The 16,253-nt window shown below is 68.9% G+C and carries 18 protein-coding genes and 1 riboswitch; of the genes, 2 read left to right on the top strand and 16 right to left on the bottom strand.

What is annotated here, in order from left to right:
• Positions 1-28: 28 nt before the first annotated feature.
• The 12 genes from QWJ39_RS09470 to QWJ39_RS09415 form a co-directional block, all read right to left on the bottom strand.
• Complete coding sequence (locus QWJ39_RS09470; protein ID WP_290257548.1) at positions 29-355, bottom strand: DUF2469 domain-containing protein; 327 nt, start codon at positions 353-355, stop codon at positions 29-31.
• Between the two features lie 69 nt (positions 356-424).
• Positions 425-1,096 carry a ribonuclease HII gene (locus QWJ39_RS09465; RefSeq protein WP_290257547.1) on the bottom strand — a complete coding sequence of 224 codons (672 nt, stop codon included), beginning with the start codon at positions 1,094-1,096 and terminating at the stop codon, positions 425-427.
• Between the two features lie 10 nt (positions 1,097-1,106).
• The gene (gene lepB / locus QWJ39_RS09460; protein ID WP_290257545.1) at positions 1,107-2,081 is read right to left on the bottom strand and encodes a signal peptidase I; all 975 of its coding nucleotides are present in this window, start codon (positions 2,079-2,081) and stop codon (positions 1,107-1,109) included.
• Positions 2,082-2,759 carry a signal peptidase I gene (lepB, locus tag QWJ39_RS09455; RefSeq protein WP_290257543.1) on the bottom strand — a complete coding sequence of 226 codons (678 nt, stop codon included), beginning with the start codon at positions 2,757-2,759 and terminating at the stop codon, positions 2,082-2,084.
• A gap of 99 nt (positions 2,760-2,858) precedes the next feature.
• Positions 2,859-3,218 (bottom strand): 50S ribosomal protein L19, encoded by a 360-nt coding sequence (gene rplS / locus QWJ39_RS09450; protein ID WP_056738299.1) that lies wholly within the window; start codon positions 3,216-3,218, stop codon positions 2,859-2,861.
• A gap of 281 nt (positions 3,219-3,499) precedes the next feature.
• Entirely contained in the window at positions 3,500-4,303 is an 804-nt protein-coding gene (trmD, locus tag QWJ39_RS09445; protein ID WP_290257541.1) for a tRNA (guanosine(37)-N1)-methyltransferase TrmD, read from the bottom strand.
• A gap of 1 nt (position 4,304) precedes the next feature.
• Positions 4,305-4,886, bottom strand: coding sequence for a ribosome maturation factor RimM (gene rimM, locus QWJ39_RS09440; protein WP_290257540.1), 582 nt, complete (start codon positions 4,884-4,886; stop codon positions 4,305-4,307).
• Between the two features lie 126 nt (positions 4,887-5,012).
• The gene (locus tag QWJ39_RS09435) at positions 5,013-5,255 is read right to left on the bottom strand and encodes an RNA-binding protein (RefSeq protein WP_290257539.1); all 243 of its coding nucleotides are present in this window, start codon (positions 5,253-5,255) and stop codon (positions 5,013-5,015) included.
• A gap of 1 nt (position 5,256) precedes the next feature.
• Positions 5,257-5,679: a 30S ribosomal protein S16 gene (rpsP, locus tag QWJ39_RS09430; protein WP_290257538.1), complete on the bottom strand. Its 423-nt coding sequence runs from the start codon at positions 5,677-5,679 to the stop codon at positions 5,257-5,259.
• A gap of 209 nt (positions 5,680-5,888) precedes the next feature.
• Entirely contained in the window at positions 5,889-6,326 is a 438-nt protein-coding gene (locus QWJ39_RS09425) for a hypothetical protein (RefSeq protein ID WP_290257537.1), read from the bottom strand.
• 85 nt (positions 6,327-6,411) lie between these two features.
• On the bottom strand, positions 6,412-7,287 hold the full coding sequence (locus QWJ39_RS09420) for a VOC family protein (RefSeq protein WP_290257536.1): 876 nt from the start codon (positions 7,285-7,287) through the stop codon (positions 6,412-6,414).
• Between the two features lie 75 nt (positions 7,288-7,362).
• Positions 7,363-8,460, bottom strand: a complete 1,098-nt coding sequence (locus tag QWJ39_RS09415) for an amidohydrolase family protein (protein ID WP_290257535.1) — start codon at positions 8,458-8,460, stop codon at positions 7,363-7,365.
• Positions 8,461-8,527: 67 nt separating this feature from the next.
• A riboswitch (TPP riboswitch) is annotated at positions 8,528-8,635 on the top strand.
• Between the two features lie 39 nt (positions 8,636-8,674).
• On the opposite strand from QWJ39_RS09415, the gene thiC reads away from it, so the two are divergent.
• Entirely contained in the window at positions 8,675-10,390 is a 1,716-nt protein-coding gene (thiC, locus tag QWJ39_RS09410; RefSeq protein WP_290257877.1) for a phosphomethylpyrimidine synthase ThiC, read from the top strand.
• Between the two features lie 39 nt (positions 10,391-10,429).
• On the opposite strand, the gene QWJ39_RS09405 is transcribed toward thiC, so the two are convergent.
• A complete protein-coding gene (locus QWJ39_RS09405; RefSeq protein ID WP_290257534.1) occupies positions 10,430-11,179 on the bottom strand; it encodes an alpha/beta fold hydrolase in 750 nt (249 codons plus the stop codon).
• A 69-nt stretch (positions 11,180-11,248) separates the two neighbouring features.
• On the bottom strand, positions 11,249-12,829 hold the full coding sequence (ffh, locus tag QWJ39_RS09400; RefSeq protein WP_290257533.1) for a signal recognition particle protein: 1,581 nt from the start codon (positions 12,827-12,829) through the stop codon (positions 11,249-11,251).
• Between the two features lie 150 nt (positions 12,830-12,979).
• Between ffh and QWJ39_RS09395 the strand changes: the two genes are divergently transcribed.
• Positions 12,980-14,368 (top strand): glucose-6-phosphate dehydrogenase, encoded by a 1,389-nt coding sequence (locus tag QWJ39_RS09395; RefSeq protein ID WP_290257532.1) that lies wholly within the window; start codon positions 12,980-12,982, stop codon positions 14,366-14,368.
• A 112-nt stretch (positions 14,369-14,480) separates the two neighbouring features.
• On the opposite strand, the gene QWJ39_RS09390 is transcribed toward QWJ39_RS09395, so the two are convergent.
• Positions 14,481-14,819, bottom strand: a complete 339-nt coding sequence (locus QWJ39_RS09390; protein ID WP_136322366.1) for a P-II family nitrogen regulator — start codon at positions 14,817-14,819, stop codon at positions 14,481-14,483.
• The gene (locus tag QWJ39_RS09385; protein WP_290257528.1) at positions 14,816-16,192 is read right to left on the bottom strand and encodes an ammonium transporter; all 1,377 of its coding nucleotides are present in this window, start codon (positions 16,190-16,192) and stop codon (positions 14,816-14,818) included. The genes QWJ39_RS09390 and QWJ39_RS09385 overlap by 4 nt, the downstream gene beginning before the upstream one ends.
• Positions 16,193-16,253 lie beyond the last annotated feature (61 nt).

Below are 16,253 nucleotides of genomic sequence, written 5' to 3'. Positions count from 1 at the left end.
AGGGGCGAGGCCGGGTAAAACGGGCTGACTAGTTACCCAGGTCCTCGACCTTGGGCAGGGCGAGTTCCTCGTTGCGCGGGAGTTCCTCGACGTTGACGTCCTTGAAGGTGATGACCCTGACGCTTTTGACGAAGCGGGCGGAGCGGTAGACGTCCCAGACCCAGGCGTCCTGCAGGGTCAGGTCGAAGTAGACCTCGCCGTCGGCGCTGCGGGCCTGCAGGTCGACGTGGTTGGCCAGGTAGAAGCGCCGTTCGGTCTCGACGACGTAGCTGAAGAGCCCGACGACGTCGCGGTATTCGCGGTAGAGCTGCAGCTCCATGTCGGTTTCATAGTTTTCCAGGTCTTCGGCACTCATGGTTCCATCTTGCACCATCGGGCGCAGGCCGCGCGCCACGGACGGGCGCCACAGCCAAGAGGCCGGGCCTCAGTCGCCCAGCAGCTGCCAGCTCACCCGGTGGTAGGGGCTGGGCCCGGCGGTGCGGAGGGCGTCCTTGTGGGCGGCGGTGCCGTAGCCCTTGTTCTCGTTCCAGCCAAAGGCCGGAAATTCCTCGTGCAGGGCGGCCATCTGCCGGTCGCGTTCGACCTTGGCCAGCACGGACGCCGCGGCGACGGAGAGGCACTGCATGTCCGCCTTGACCAGGGTGTGGACCGGGGCGTCGCAGCCGGGCTCCGCCGGCCCCTCATCAAAGAGGGAGGCCTGCGCCGGGGTCGTCAGCCAGTTGTGGCTGCCGTCGAGCAGCACCACCTCGGGCGTCACGCCGGCGGCGATCACGGCGGCCCAGGCCCGGTTGCCGGCGAGCCTCAGCGCGGCGATGATCCCCAGAGCGTCGATCTCCGCGGCAGAGGCGTGCCCGACGGCGGACGCGACGCTCCAGGCGCGGACCAGCGGCTCCAGGCGTTCGCGTTCGGAAACCTTCAGCAGCTTGCTGTCCCGCACATCGGCGAGCAGTTTCTGCCGCTGCAGGTCGATGACGGCGATCCCCACGCTGACCGGGCCGGCCAGCGCCCCGCGGCCGACCTCGTCGATGCCGGCAAGCAACCGTGCGCCCGAGGCCTCGAAGCGGCGTTCGTAGTCCAGGGTTGGTGCGACGGACACTGCTCTTGCCTTACTTTCCTGCCGGGGCGCTGCTGGGGGTGCCGGACGGGGCGGGAACGCCGGTGAAGACGTCCGGGTAGTTGTCCAGTGCCTTGACGCGGTTCAGCGGCCAGGCGATCACGGCGGCCTGGCCCTCGATGTCCGCCATGTCGATGAAGCCGCCGTCGGTTTCCATGTGGGCGCGGGAGTCGGCCGAGTGGTTGCGGTTGTCGCCCATCACCCAGACCTTGCCGGCGGGAACCACGACGTCGAACGTCCGCACCTGCGGGACCTCTGAACTGTTGATGTATTTCTCGTCCAGGGCCTTGCCGTTGACGGTCAGGCGGCCGCTGCCGTCGCAGCAGATGACGTGGTCGCCCGGCAGCCCAATGACGCGCTTGACCAGGTGCTGCTCCGAATTGTCCGGCAACAGCCCCACGAACGTCAGCGCGTTCTGCACCCCGGTCATGGGACCCACCGGCTTCGGCGCCGCGGGGGCCAGCCAGTTCTTCGTGTCGCGGAAGACGATCACGTCGCCGCGCTGCAGGGCGATCGGCTGGGGCACCAACAGGTTCACGAAGATCCGGTCATTGACGTCCAGCGTGTTCATCATCGACTCGGACGGGATGTAGAAGGCCCGGAACAGGAAGGTCTTGATCAAGAAGGAAAGCACGACGGCGATGACCACCACGGTGGCGATCTCCCGGAGCCAAACCAGCACGGGGTTGCGGCCCTCGCGGGCCAACGCCCGGCGCGCCCGGGCAGACGTCGGGCCCGCATGGGAGGGACCGTCCTGCGCGACACCGGCCGCCCGTTCCGGGACACGCGGCGCTTCACGCCGGAGAGCCTCCGCCGACGTCCCGTCGACGGGCGTCTCGTCGGCAGACGTCTTCGGCACGACCGGGAGCCGCGTCGTCGGGTGTTCGCCGTCGGGAATGGGCGCGGACGTCACCCGGGGTTCGGCCTGGCCGTGGGGCTCAGGGGTCCGGGGTCCGGTCTCGGGCATCTACTGTCCGTTCTGTGTCGTCGTGGCGGCCGCGTCGGGCCGCGGTAGTGCAGCAAATCTATCAAGCGGCCAGATGATCATCACCGGCCGGCCGATCACCCGGTCCAGCGGCACCATGCCGCCGCCGGGAGCCCCCAGCAGCCCCCTGGAATCGGCCGACTTGGACCGGTGGTCCCCCATCAGCCAGAGCCGCCCCGCCGGGACGATCGCGTCGAACTTCAGGGTGCTGGGCTCATCGCCGGGATATATATACGGTTCACTAAGTTGCTGGCCGTTGACTGTGAGCTTGCCGGACCCGTCGCAACAGACCACCCTGTCCCCCGGCAACCCGATGACCCGTTTGACGTAGGTGGTGTCACTGCCGGTGATGCCCAGCCAGTACCCCGCCCCGGCCAGCAGCTCCGCTGCCGGGCCCGCCCCGCTGTTCAGCGGCGCGAAGGACCCGCGGCCGTCGAAGACCACCACGTCGCCTCGGCGGATCGGGTCGGCGGCGAAGTCGGTGCGGGAGACCAGGATCCGGTCCCCGTCGCGCAGCAGCGGCTCCATCGAGGCGGACGGGATGAAGTACACGTCCAGCCACAGGGAACGGACCAGGCCGCTGATGGCGACGGCCAGCACCAGGCCCAGAAGCACAAAACGCCAGCCCAGTTTCCTGGGCCGGCGTTCTGGCTGTTCCATGGTCCACATCCCCTGACGCGTGAAGTGCTTGATCGGCGCAGTGGCGCTGGCTCGGGGTGACCCGGGCCGGCCGTGGATCCGCGGAGTAAGTCCGGGGACTTACTTGGCGGTCTGGAAGTCGCGCTTTTCCTTGATCTTCGCAGCCTTACCGCGCAGTGCACGCATGTAGTAAAGCTTGGCGCGGCGCACGTCACCCTTGGAGACGAGCTCGATCTTGTCGATGATCGGGGAGTGCACCGGGAAGGTACGCTCCACGCCGACACCGAAGGAAACCTTGCGGACGGTGAAGGTCTCGCGGACGCCGTCACCCTGGCGGCCCAGGACGAAGCCCTGGAAAACCTGGACACGGGAGTTCTTGCCTTCGATGATGTTCACGTGCACCTTGATGGTGTCACCCGCGCGGAACTCGGGAACATCGTTGCGCAGCGAGGCTGCGTCGACGGAATCGAGGATATGCATTGATCCACTCCTGGTGAACGCCACAGGTCATTCACGTTGGGTCACGGCAGCCAAGCCCGGCCGCAGTCGCGCCCGGAAATCACCGCCGAAAATATGTCGTTCCGGTCCAGTCAGGAATTGACCGGGCCGGGGTGCCGCGCTGTTGGTGACGCTCCCCCTGTGGCAGGTTCGCACCCAGCAGGCACAAGGACTTATTTTGCCACAGAATGGCGGCTTTTGCTGAATCCGCGGACTCCCCCGGACGCACGACGGCGGCGGGAAAGTCCCGTGTCAGGCCGTGCTCAGGCGTCGGCGCGACGGCGGAGCCGGCCGTCTTCGATGTCGTACCCGAGGTCCGCGAACGCGGTGCGGTCCGCGCGGGGCAACGTCCCGGCGTCGAACGCCTCGAGCAGGTCGGGGCGGCGCTCCGCGGTCCGTCGGTACTGTTCGTGCCGGCGCCACTGGGCGATCTTGCCGTGGTTGCCGCTGAGCAGCACGGCGGGGACGTCCCGGCCGCGCCAGCTGGAGGGCTTGGTGTAGACCGGGTACTCCAGCAGCCCGTCGGAGTGCGATTCCTCCACGAGGGATTCGGGGTTGCCAACGACGCCGGGCAGCAGCCGCCCGATTGCCTCGACCATCGCCAGGACCGCCACCTCGCCGCCGTTGAGCACGTAGTCGCCCAGGCTCATGGGGCGGACGGTGAAGTGGTCCGCCGCCCATTCGAGGACGCGTTCGTCGATGCCCTCGTACCGGCCGCAGGCGAAGACCAGCTGCTCCTCCTCGGCGAGCTCGTGCGCGATGGCCTGGGTGAAGCGCTCCCCCGCGGGCGAGGGGACAATCAGCACAGGTTTCCGGAGCTCACCCTCCCCTGCCGCCGCAGTGCCCGCGACGGCACCGAGCGCCTGGGCCCACGGTTCCGGCTTCATGACCATGCCGGCGCCGCCGCCGTACGGGGTGTCATCGACGGTGCGGTGCCGGTCGGTGGTGAAGTCCCGAAGGTCGTGGACGGTGAGCTTCAGCAGTCCGTCCTGCCGGGCCTTCCCGATCAGGGACAGCTCCAGCGGGGCGAGGTACTCGGGGAAGATACTGACGACGTCGATCCGCATCTTAGGCGCGGTCCCCGTCTGCGTCCTCGGCGGCACTGTCGGCGGAGTCGCCGTCGTCGGGGGTCGCGGCGGTGTCCGTGTTGACCTCGAACAGGCCCGCCGGCGGGGTGACGAGGACGTACTTTTCGGCGACGTTGACCTCGGGGACGATCTGCTCCACGAACGGGATCAGGATTTCCTTGCCGGCGCGGTCCTTGACCACCAGCAGGTCCTGGACGGGCATGGTGTGCAGCGCGGAGACCGTGCCCACCACCTCGTTGCCCACCCGGACGTCCAGGCCGACGAGTTCGTGCTCGTACCAGCCCTCGTCGTCGTCCTCGTCGAGTTCTTCGGTTTCGATGAAGAGCTTGGCGCCGCGCAGGGCCTCCGCATCGTTGCGGGTCTCCACCTCCTCGAATGCCAGCAGCAGGATGTCCTTGTTCCAGCGCGCGCTCTCGACCGTGAGCGGGCCGGCGGACGCGGGCTCCACGACGAACTGGGTGCCCGGGACGAACCGGTCACCGGGGGCGTCGGTCAGCACCTGGACGGTGACCTCGCCGCGGATGCCGTGGGGTTTGCCGATTCGTGCCACCTGAAGCTGCATGCTGTCCTCTTGTTCGGGGATGGGAAGGATGGGTCGTTGTGGGGGCGCAGTGTGCGCAAAACAGTCCGGCCCCTCCACCAATGCTGGTGGAGGGGCCGGACAGAGATCAAGCGTGTGCTGGCTGCGCTACCGGCGGCGGTCGGTGTCGACGACGTCGACCCGCACCGGCTCACCGTCTGCCAGTGCCGCAACCACGGTGCGCAGTGCGCGTGCGGTCCGGCCCTGGCGGCCAATCACCCGGCCAAGGTCGTCCTGGTGAACGCGCACCTCAAGGGTGTCCCCCCGGCGGTTGTTCTTGGCACTGACCTTGACGTCCTCGGGGCTGTCTACAATCCCGCGGACCAGGTGTTCGAGCGCGTCTGCCAGCAAGTTACTCAGCCTCGGTGGTCTCTGCTTCGGCGTCGGCCGGGGCCTCGGCTGCGTCGTCCTTCTTGGCCTTCTTGGTGATGGCTTCCGGAATGATGACGGAACCCTTCTCCGGGGCTACGAAGCCTTCCTTGGCAGCCTTGGTCTTCAAGGTGCCTTCCTGGCCGGGCAGACCCTTGAACTTCTGCCAGTCACCGGTGATCTTCAGGATCGCGGCAACCTGCTCGGACGGCTGAGCGCCGACGCCGAGCCAGTACTGGGCGCGGTCCGAGTCGACCTCGATGTACGAGGGCTCTTCGGTCGGGTGGTACTTGCCGATCTCCTCGATGGCACGGCCGTCACGCTTGGAGCGTGAGTCCATGACGACGATGCGGTAGTACGGGGCGCGCATCTTGCCGAAGCGCTTAAGGCGAATCTTAACGGCCACTTTTGTGGTCACTCCTGTTTCTGAAACGGGGTCGAACCCGGCGTTCTGCACCCGTGGGGCGGGCCATACTAGGGGGTTCTAAAAGGACAAGATCCAGACGCGGAGAGAGGGGCCACGCAGATCAAGTACCTGATCATTGTGCCAGATCACCGCGCCGATTTCGACTTGACACCCGCGGCGGGCCGCCGCGGGTGGCGCCGCAGTCCGGCTCAGGCGGTCCAGACGTACAGTTCGGTGCGGGCAGCGGGGTCGACGGCGGAGGCGAGCTCCGCGATCCGCCGGGCGTGGCCGAGGGCCTCGGCGGCACCGAAGGGCATGTCCTCCTCGGCCGCCCACTGCCCGGCGACATCGGCCAGGACACTTTCGCCCTCGTCGGTCTCGTAGCTGAGCAGCTCGGCGAGGGTCCGGACCATGGCGGCGGGCACGCCGAGTAGGGCGTCGCTGGAGACGTCGACCATCGCGAGTTCGTAGTCGGCACCGGCGGCGTGGACGGCGGTGCCGGCGAGGTCCCCCAGCCGTTCGATCTCGTAGTCGCTGATGTCCTCGATCCGAACGGCGTCCGGGCCGGCGGGGGCGCCCCCGGCGAGTGCGGCGGCCCGCTTGAGCGCGGCGTCATGGGTGGCGACGAAGACTTCGGTAAATCCCACGGGGCTCATCCTTGGATTTCGGGCGGCCCGGGGGCCGCGGCGTGTGGCGTCGACCCAGCCTATCGGCTGACGGCCCGATGGCCGGTCAGCGGACGGCGACCCGGATCCGGTTGCGCCAGGGGTCGTCAAACCGGAGCTCGGCCCCGGTGTGGTGGGACGCAACGCCGGCGACCTTGAGCCTGTCCGCGAGGGCGCCGACGTCGTCCCCGGAGGGCACCTCGATCAGCACCTCGCCCAGGCCCAGCGTGTCGCGCCGGGGGCCGGCGCCGCGGCTGTTCCAGATGTTCATGGCCATGTGGTGGTGGTAGCCGCCCGCCGAGACGAAAAGCGCCTGGCCTTGCCAGCCTGCGGTCTTTTCGAAGCCCAGGGTCCCGACGTAGAAGTCGTGGGCCGCCTTCACGTCGCCGACCTGGAGGTGGACGTGCCCGACGCCGGCGCCGGTTTCGTGCTGGCCGGCGAGCGACGCCTCGGTGAGGTGCTGCTCCAGGTAACGCTGCGGCGGCAGTGCCAGGCTGTCCATGACAACATTCGCGCCATCCCAGGACCATTCCTCGCGCGGACGGTCCCAGTACAACTCGATGCCGTTGCCCTCGGGGTCGTTGAAGTAGAAGGCCTCGCTGACCAGGTGGTCCGCGCTGCCGGTGAAGAATCGGGGATCGTACTGGGCGGCGGTCGCGACGGTGGCGGCCAGCGCCGCCTGGTCCTCGAACAGGAGGGCGGTGTGGAAGAGCCCGGCCTCGCCCCGGGAGGGGAGGTTCAGTCCCGGGGCCGGCGCGAGGTGCACCAGCGGCGTCTGGCCGCGTCCGAGGTAGAGGCCGCCGCCCTGCTCGGCCACCACCTCCAGGCCGAGGGCGCGCTGGTAATAGTCGGTCATCATCGCCAGGTCGCCGACCTTGAGCATCACGGTGCCCATCGAGAGGTCGGCCGGCAAGAGGTCCTGGGTGGCGGCGTTGGTGGTCATTGCATCACTCCGGTGCTGTGGGGTTCAGCCGTCGTTCGGCGGCTCTCACCAGATAAAATTACTTGAAGCTTCAATTTATTCCGCGGATGCCGCGCCGATGACGTCCCCGCGGAGGATGACGGCGCGCAGATTCCGCAACGTGGAGAGATCCCGCCGCGGGTCAGCGGCGCAGACCAGGACGTCGGCGGGCGCACCCTCGGCGATTCCGGCGGCGTACAGCCAGGCCCGGGAGGACCAGGCGCCGGCGCTGAGGGCGGTGGCCGCGCTCAGTCCGGCGGCATGCAGTGCCTCCAACTCGTCGACGATCCGCCCGTGGGCAATGACGCTCCCGGCGTCGGTGCCCGCGTAGATGGCCACCCCGGCCTCGTGGGCCTCGAGGACCCGCTCGGCCCGGCGTTCCCAGAGCGCGCGCATGTGGGCGGCGTAGCGCGGGAACTTAGGTTCGGCCTGCGCGGCGATGTCCGGGAAGGTGGCGATGTTGATCAAGGTAGGGACGATCGGCACGCCGTGGTCGACGAAACGCGGAAGATGGCGGGGCAGCAGCCCGGTTGCGTGCTCGATGCAGTCGATCCCGGCGTCGAGCATGTCATCGAGGGTGTCCTCGGCGAAGCAGTGCGCGGTGACCCGGGCGCCCTCGTCGTGGGCGGCGCTGACGGCGTCCCTGACGGTGCGGGCGGGAAAGCTTGCGGCGAGGTCCCCGGCGTCGCGGTCGATCCAGTCCCCCACGAGTTTGACCCAGCCGTCGCCCGCCCGCGCCTGCTTCCGGACCTGCTCGACCAGGTCACCGGGGTCCACCTCGACGGCGAGGCCGCGCAGGTAGCGACGGCTCCGGGCGATGTGCCGGCCGGCGCGGATGATCCGGGGCAGGTCCCGCCGCTGCTGGATCCAGCGGGTGTCATGCACCGCCCCGGCGTCGCGGACCAGCAGGGTCCCGGCGTCACGGTCCGTGCGCGCCTGCGTTTCGGCGACGGCGGCGTCCACGTCACCGCCGGGCCCGAGCCCGATGTGGCAGTGAGCGTCGACCAGTCCCGGGATTACCCACCCGTCGATGACTTGGTCCGGCGCCGCCTCCGGACGGTCGAAGGTCAGCACCCCGTCCACGGACCACAGGCCGCGCCGCTCCCGGTCCACGGCGGTGAGGACGGACCCGGTGAATTCGATGATGCCGCTCATGGGTCCCAGCCTAATCGCGCGCGGCGGAAACCTTGGAGCCCCGTCCGGGGCCCTGTGATAGCTTCGTCTACGACCACACGGGAGCCCTTGCAGGGGCTGAGATCGGGCTGAGGCAGCCTGCGACCGTTGAACCTGTCCGGGTAATGCCGGCGAAGGAAGTGAGTAACCCTTGAGCACCACAAATTCCCAGCACAGCCCTGCCCTCGCATCGCACATGCTGGCCTACATCGAAGGCGACGGCCTGCGGGTCCCGGTGACCGACATCGCCCTGGAACCGTCCCCCGGCGGCACCCCGAATCCTCCGTTCCGGGCCTACCGCACGGCGGGGCCGGGCAGCGACCCGGTGGCGGGCCTGCCGCCGCTCCGGGCCGACTGGATTGCCGGCCGCGGGGACACCGAGCCCTACTCCGGCCGGGAGCGCAGCCTTCTCGACGACGGCAAGTCCGCGGTCCGCCGCGGGGCCGCCTCGGCGGAGTGGCGCGGCGCTCCCCCGGCACCGCGCCGGGCCCTCCCCGGCCGGACCGTCACCCAGATGCATTACGCGCGGCAGGGCGTGGTGACCCCCGAGATGCGCTTCGTGGCGCTGCGCGAGAACTGCGACGTCGAACTGGTCCGCAGCGAACTCGCCGCAGGCCGGGCCATCATTCCGGCGAATATCAACCACCCGGAGTCCGAACCGATGATCATCGGGAAGGCCTTCCTGGTGAAGATCAACGCCAATATCGGCAACTCGGCGGTCACCAGCTCCATCGAGGAGGAGGTGGACAAGCTCCAATGGGCCACCCAGTGGGGCGCCGACACCGTCATGGATCTCTCCACCGGCGATGACATCCACACCACCCGCGAGTGGATCATCCGCAACTCCCCCGTGCCCATCGGCACCGTCCCGATCTACCAGGCCCTGGAGAAAGTCAACGGCGAGGCGAACGCACTGACCTGGGAAATCTTCCGGGATACCGTGATCGAGCAGTGCGAACAGGGCGTGGACTACATGACCATTCACGCCGGCGTGCTGCTGCGGTACGTGCCGCTGACGGCCAACCGGGTCACCGGGATCGTGTCCCGCGGCGGCTCCATCATGGCCGGCTGGTGCCTGGCGCACCACCGGGAGAACTTCCTGTACACCCACTTCGACGAGCTCTGCGAAATCTTCGCGAAGTACGACGTAGCGTTCTCCCTCGGCGACGGGCTGCGGCCGGGGTCGACGGCGGATGCCAACGACGCCGCGCAGTTCGCCGAACTGGACACCCTCGCCGAGCTCACGCAGCGGGCCTGGGAATTCGACGTGCAGGTGATGGTGGAGGGCCCGGGCCATGTCCCGTTCCACCTGGTCCGGGCAAACGTGGAACGCCAGCAGGAGCTGTGCAAGGGGGCGCCGTTCTACACCCTGGGTCCGCTCGTGACCGACGTCGCCCCCGGCTACGACCACATCACCTCCGCCATCGGCGCAACCGAGATCGCCCGGTACGGGACGGCCATGCTCTGCTACGTCACGCCCAAGGAACACCTGGGCCTGCCGAACAGGGACGACGTGAAGACCGGCGTGATCACCTACAAGATCGCCGCCCACGCCGCTGACCTTGCGAAGGGCCACCCCGGCGCGCGGGAGCGGGACGACGCCCTGTCCAAGGCCCGCTTCGAGTTCCGCTGGCGGGACCAGTTCGCACTGTCCCTGGACCCGGTCACCGCCGAGGCCTTCCACGACGAGACGCTGCCCGCCGAGCCGGCCAAGACGGCGCACTTCTGTTCCATGTGCGGGCCCAAGTTCTGCTCGATGCGAATCAGCCAGGACATCCGGAATGAGTTTGGTTCCGCCGAGGCGCAGGCGACCCGGGCCGACGCGGGCATGCGGGAGAAGAGCGAGGAGTTCCTCGCCTCCGGCGGCAAGGTCTACCTGCCGGATCCTGGGATGGGGGCCGCCCGGGACTAGCAGGCTGGGGCTAGGAGGCCCGGAGTAACGAGGGGCGGGTTAGGAGGCGCGGGCGTGCCGGCTGCGGACGACGTCGGCGATAAAGGAGCGGATCGCCCGGTCCCCTTCCGGCGAGTCCTGCGGCCGGTGCCCGCCCGAGGCGGTGCGGTGCCGGGCGCCGGTCTCCACGAGGTAGCCGGCGATCTCCTCGTACAACGGTTCCCAGCCGCCGGTGAGGACCAGCGTGGGGACGCCGGGGACGATGTGCAGGGGCGCCTCCCAAGCCGGCGCCTGCAGCCGGAGCCGCCGCGCCTCCCGGGCGTTGTCCACCGCGACTTCCCCGGCGGCGCCGTGAAGCGGGGCGTGGGCGGCGAACACCCGGCGGACGAATTCGCGGTGGAAGTCCTCGTCGCTCAGGCTGTGCCGGACGTCGAAGAGCGGTTCCATCAGGGTCCGGTGCGCGGCGGTGGCCGGCAGTTCCGCCGTCAGGGACAGGCAAGCCGGTTCCACCAGCGTGAGGGACTGGACCAGGTCGGGCCGTTCGACGGCGGCCATCATCGCGGCGATGGCGCCCTGGGAGTGAGCGACGACGTGGCCTCCGGCGGCCCCGCGGCCGTCGTCGGCCAGGGCGCCGAGGACGATCCCGGCGTCGGCCGCGAAGTCGGTTTCCAGCGGCTCGGCCACCGGGTCGAAGCCGTGCCGGCGGAGGAAGAGCGCGTCATAGGCCAGCGCCATGCCGTGCTGTTTCGGCCACGCCGCGGCACCGAAACTGCCGGCCCCGTGGACGAAAACTACGCGCTCCTTGAACATGCTCCAAGCCTATTCCACGGGTCCGTCAACGGGGCCGCGACATACGCCGTGGCCAGCCGCAGCGTGTCGCTACTTGTTGCCGCCGAGGAACTTGTCGAAGCCCTTGGGCAGGTTCAGCTGGGACGGATCGAAGTCGCCCTGCTGGCCGAAGGAGGCGCCGGTGGGGACGGCCTTGGCGCCGGCTGCGCGCCGTGCCTCAGCGTCCTTGAGCTCCTGCGCGGCCTTGGCCGGGTTGCCGGAGCGGGCCTTCTTCTTGGGCGCGGGCTTGTTGCCCTTGCGGGCCCCGCCGCCCATGCCCGGCATCCCGGGCATCCCCGGAATGCCGCCGCCGGCAGCCATCTTCTTCATCATCTTCTGCGCCTGGGCGAAGCGTTCCAGCAGGCCGTTGACCTCGGAGACGTGCACGCCCGAGCCGCGGGCGATGCGGGCGCGGCGGGAACCGTTGATGATCTTCGGCGCGACCCGCTCGTGCGGGGTCATGGACCGGACGATCGCCTCGACCCGGTCGATTTCGCGCTCGTCGAACTGCTCGAGCTGCTGCCGGATGTTCTGCGCGCCGGGCATCATCATGAGCATTTTCTTCATCGAGCCCATGTTGCGGATCTGCTGCATCTGGGCGAGGAAGTCCTCGAGGGTGAAGTCTTCCTGGTCGGCGAACTTCTTTGCCATCCGGGCCGCTTCGTCCTTATCCCAGGACTTCTCGGCCTGCTCGATCAGGGTGAGCACGTCGCCCATGTCGAGGATGCGGGAGGCCATGCGGTCCGGGTGGAAGAGCTCGAAGTCGTCCAGGCCTTCGCCGGTGGAGGCGAACATGACCGGCTTGCCGGTGACCGACGCGACGGAGAGCGCGGCACCGCCGCGGGCATCGCCGTCGAGCTTGGAGAGCACGATGCCGGTGAAGTTGACGCCCTCGTCGAACGCCATGGCGGTGTTGACCGCGTCCTGGCCGATCATCGAGTCGATGACGAACAGGACTTCGTTGGGGACGATGGCCCGGCGGATCTGGCGCGCCTGCTCCATCATGTCCGCGTCGACGCCGAGGCGGCCGGCGGTGTCCACGATCACGACGTCGTGCAGGGTGCGCTTGGCTTCCTCGACGCCGGCGCGGGCGACGGCGACCGGGTCGCCGGCCGGGTGGTCCAGCTCGGTGGAGGTGGCGCCGGGGTGCGGGGCGAACACCGGTACGCCGGCGCGCTGGCCGACGACCTGCAGCTGGGTAACGGCGTTGGGGCGCTGCAGGTCACAGGCCACCAGCATGGGGCTGTGGCCCTGGGACTTCAGGTGCTTGGAGAGCTTGCCGGCGAGGGTGGTCTTACCGGCGCCCTGGAGGCCGGCGAGCATGATGATGGTGGGGCCGGTCTTGGCCAGCCGGATCCGGCGGGTCTCGCCGCCGAGGATCTCGACGAGTTCCTCGTTGACGATCTTCACGATCTGCTGGCTGGGGTTCAGCGCGCCGGAGACCTCGGCGCCGAGGGCACGCTCGCGCACGCGGGAGGTGAATTCGCGGACCACCGGCACGGCGACGTCGGCGTCAAGCAGGGCACGGCGGATCTCCCGGACCGTGGCGTCGACGTCGGCCTCGGTCAGGCGGCCCTTGCCGCGAAGGTTCTTGAAGGTTGCTGTCAACCGGTCAGAGAGTGAATTGAACACGCGCCGTGCACTTCTTTCAGTGGATCTGCAGCTGGCGGCCGGAACGGCGCGCCAGTGTCGGAACTGTCTCGCCGGAACGAACCGGCCCGACAACGGGACTCGACTATCTAGGGTACCAAGACCCGGCTCGGAGGTGGCATGCTGGCGTAGGTGACCAGTGAACCGACGGTAAAGACCCTGCTCATCCTCGGCGCGTCCGGCGACCTGACCGGCCGGCTGCTGCTCCCGGGCCTGGCCCGGCTGGTGGCCCGCGGCCATGCCGCCGGCCTGACCCTGGTGGGCGCCGGCTCCGACGACTGGAGCCAGGAGCAGTGGCTGGAGCGGCTGGACACCGCCTTCGCGGACGCAAACTCGCAGGCCAACACGGACGGCAAACGCGAACTCAAGCGGATCCGCACCTCCACCAGCTACCACCGCCTGGACGTCACCTCGGGCGGCGAACTGGCGTCCCTGCTGGCCGGGCTGGAGGGCCCGGTGGCGGTGTACTTCGCGCTGCCGCCGAAAATCAGCCAGCTGGCCTGCGAGGCACTGACCCCGGAGGAAGTCCCCGCCGGCACCCGGCTGGTGATGGAGAAGCCCTTCGGCTCCAGCGAGGAATCGGCCCGGCACCTGAACAAGACCCTCGCCGCCCTGGTGCCCGAGGACCACATTCACCGGGTGGACCACTTCCTGGGCAAGGCCACGGTCCTGAACATCCTGGGCCTCCGCTTCGCGAACACCTTCCTGGAGCCGGTCTGGAACCGGGAGCACATCGAGAAGGTGGAAATCATCTTCGACGAGGACCTCGCGCTCGAGGGCCGGGCCCGGTACTACGACGGGGCGGGCGCGCTGCGGGACATGATCCAGAGCCACCTGCTGCAGATCATGGCCCTGATGGCGATCGAGCCGCCGGCCTCAGTGGACGAACGGGACCTGCGGGACGCCGTCGCCACCCTCCTGCGGGCCAGCAGCATCAAGGCCCCCTACGCAAAGAACACCCGCCGGGCCCGTTACTCGGCCGGCTCGATCGATGGCCGAAGGGTTCCCGACTACGCGAAGGAAAAGGGCGTCGACCCGTCCCGGAACACCGAGACCCTCGCCGAGGTCCGGGTGGACATCGACAACTGGCGCTGGCAGGGCGTGCCGTTCATGCTCCGGTCCGGGAAGGCACTCGGTTCCATGCGCAAGGAGGCCATCGTGACGTTCCGCCCGGTGCCACACCTGCCCAAGGGGTTCACCGGCGTCGACTCCCCCAACCAGTTGCGGATCGGCTTCGGCCCCGACACCCTGCAGTTCGACGTCGACGTCAACGGCCCCGGGAACGTGCTCAGCCTGGACCGGGCCACCCTGAAGGCGGAGTTGAGCGCCTCGGACCTGCTCCCCTACGGCGAAGTCCTCGAGGGTGTCCTCAGCGGCGACCCGCTGCTCTCGGTCCGGGCCGACACCGCCGAGGACTGCTGGCGGATCGTGGCGCCGGTCATCAAGGCCTGGGCCAGGGACAGCGTGCCGCTGGAGGAATACCCGGCCGGCACCCCGGGCCCCGAGGGCTGGCCTACCTAGGTCACCCGGCTGAACACAAAAGCGGGCCGGGCACCTGTTCAGGTGCCCGGCCCGTTGTTCGCAACCCTCATTCGCGTTCCGCTGAGTCGGTCCGCGGCTGGAGGGATTGCAGCTAGATGGCGGCCGCGCCGCGTTCGCCGGTGCGGACCCGGACCGCCTCGAAGACGTCCATGGTCCAGACCTTGCCGTCGCCGGCCCGGCCGGTGTTGGAGCTGGCGATGATGACGTCGAGGATGTCATCGGCCTGCTCGTCGGTGGCCAGTACCTCCACCCGGATCTTCGGCAGCAGGTCCACATTGTACTCGGCGCCGCGGTAGACCTCGGTGTAGCCGCGCTGCCGGCCGTAGCCGCTGGCCGCGCTGACCGTCAGGCCCTGCACCCCGTAGGCTTCCAGGCCTTCACGGATGGCGTCGAGTTTTTCCGGTCGGACGATGGCGGTGATCAGTTTCATGCTTCCACGCTTTCTTTGCCTGCTGCGGTCTGCTTGCCGTGCTGCGGGACGCCGGCGATGTCCTCGGCCGGGAGCTGGACGGCCTCGCCGCCGAGCGACTTGCCGGTGATGATTTCGTGCAGCGGCTGGAAGCTGCCGCCCCGGCCGCTGAGGCCGAACTCGTAGGCGGTCTCGGCGTGCAGGCTGAGGTCCACGCCCACGACTTCCTGCTCCTGGGAGACCCGGAAGCCCATCAGCTTGTGGATCGGGAAGGCGATGATGAAGGTCATCACGGCGGTGAAGATGATCGAGAACAGGGCGGCCAGGGCCTGGGCGACGAGCTGGGTGCTGCCGCCGCCGTAGAAGAGGCCGGCGGTGCCCTGGGACGGGGTGGCCAGGAAGCCGATGGCCACGGTGCCGACGACGCCGGAGACCAGGTGGACGCCGACGACGTCGAGCGAGTCGTCGTAGCCGAACTTGAACTTCAGGCCGACGGCCAGGGCGGAGGCGACACCGGCGACGACACCCAGGATGATGGCGCCCAGCGGGGAGACGTTGGCGCAGGCCGGGGTGATGGCGACGAGGCCGGCGACCACACCGGATGCCGCACCGAGGGAGGTCGGGTGGCCGTCACGGAACCGCTCCACGGCGAGCCAGCCGAGCATGGCGGCGGCGGGGGCGGCGAGGGTGTTGACCCAGATCAGGCCGGCCTGCTCGACCGTGGCAGCGGCGCCGGCGTTGAAGCCGAACCAGCCGAACCAGAGGATGGCGGCACCGAGCATGACGAACGGGATGTTGTGCGGGCGGTGGTTCGGGTCCTTGCCGAAGCCTTTACGGTTGCCGATGACCAGGACCAGGATCAGGCCGGCGATACCGGCGTTGATGTGGACCACGGTGCCGCCGGCGAAGTCGATCACGGGGGCGAACGTCTGGCCGAACCAGCCGTCCTTGGAGAAGAGGCCGCCGCCCCAGACCATGAAGGCCATGGGGGCGTAGACCAGGGTTGCCCAGATCGGGGTGAAGATGACCCAGGCGGAGAACTTGGCGCGGTCGGCCACGGCACCGGAGATCAGGGCCACGGTGATGATCGCGAAGGTTGCGGCGTATCCGACCTTCAGCAGGTCCGCCGGGTCGGTGAAGTTGTGCAGCCCGAAGTGGCTGAAGGGGTTGGCGAAGATCTGGAAGAAGTTGTCTTCGTTGCTGGTGGCCATGGAGGCGCCCCACAGAACCCAGACAATGCCGACCGTGCCGATGGCGACGAAGCTCATCATCATCATGTTCAAGGCTGACTTGGCGCGCGTCATGCCGCCGTAGAAAAATGCCAGGCCCGGGGTCATGAACAGCACGAGCGCTGCTGCGACCAGGAGCCAAACGAGACCCGCGGTGAGTTCCATGGTCTGCGTCCTCTCTTGCTCTTAGGTGCGGATCCAGTCCGCAAGTTCAACGCATTTTGCG

This window comes from Arthrobacter sp. YD4 (genome assembly GCF_030410515.1).
Taxonomy (GTDB): Bacteria; Actinomycetota; Actinomycetes; order Actinomycetales; family Micrococcaceae; genus Arthrobacter.
Note: the sequence above shows the minus strand (reverse complement) of the source record. Positions and strands in the feature narration are given on the sequence as shown.